Raw genomic sequence first — 675 nt, forward strand, 5'->3', positions numbered from 1 at the left:
TGATTGCCTTTCGGCAACTTACAGGCGGACCTGTCCCGCCTAAGCGGGTAAATATTTTTCCGCTCTTAGCAAACTGGTAAAGCCTGCCAACAGGTATAGCCGATTGGTATTTTTAGCTAAACCGCGATAACGAACTTTGCTGTAACCGAAGCGCCGCTTAATCACTGAAAACGCATGTTCGACCTTAGCTCTTACACTCGCCTTCGCTTTCTCTGCTTGCTCTTTATCTGAACTCTTCGCGAGAAGGGCTCGTTTCCCTGGGCGCATCGCTATCATCCGGTCAACGACACGAGCTTTATGCTCTTCGCGTTTGTCAATGCCTACATAGCCTGCATCACCCCAGACGCGCTTTTCCTTTCCGTGCAGTAACTTGTCTTATTGAACAATGTCATGTTCATTCGCTGGTGTCGTACTGATGCTATGGGTTAACCCCAACGATTCATCAACGCCGATATGCATTTTCATGCCAAAATGCCATTCATTGCCTTTTTTGGTTTGGTGCATTTCAGGGTCACGCTTACCTTCTTTGTTCTTGGTTGAAGTGGGCGCTGAGATAATACCGGCATCGATGATACTACCTTCTTGTAGTCTCAAACCGTGATAAGCCAGATGATTCTGAATCGTATCGAATAACTTTTGACCCAATTTATGGCTTTCGAGAAAATGGCGGAAGTT

Annotated in this window: 1 pseudogene; it reads right to left on the reverse strand. The window is 46.4% G+C overall.

Annotated elements, in window-relative coordinates:
* Positions 1–39 precede the first annotated feature (39 nt).
* Positions 40–645 (reverse strand): annotated as a pseudogene (locus IDZ20_RS10870) (IS5 family transposase).
* Between the last annotated feature and the right edge of the window lie 30 nt (positions 646–675).

Source organism: Teredinibacter waterburyi (assembly GCF_001922985.1).
Classification (GTDB): domain Bacteria; phylum Pseudomonadota; class Gammaproteobacteria; order Pseudomonadales; family Cellvibrionaceae; genus Teredinibacter; species Teredinibacter waterburyi.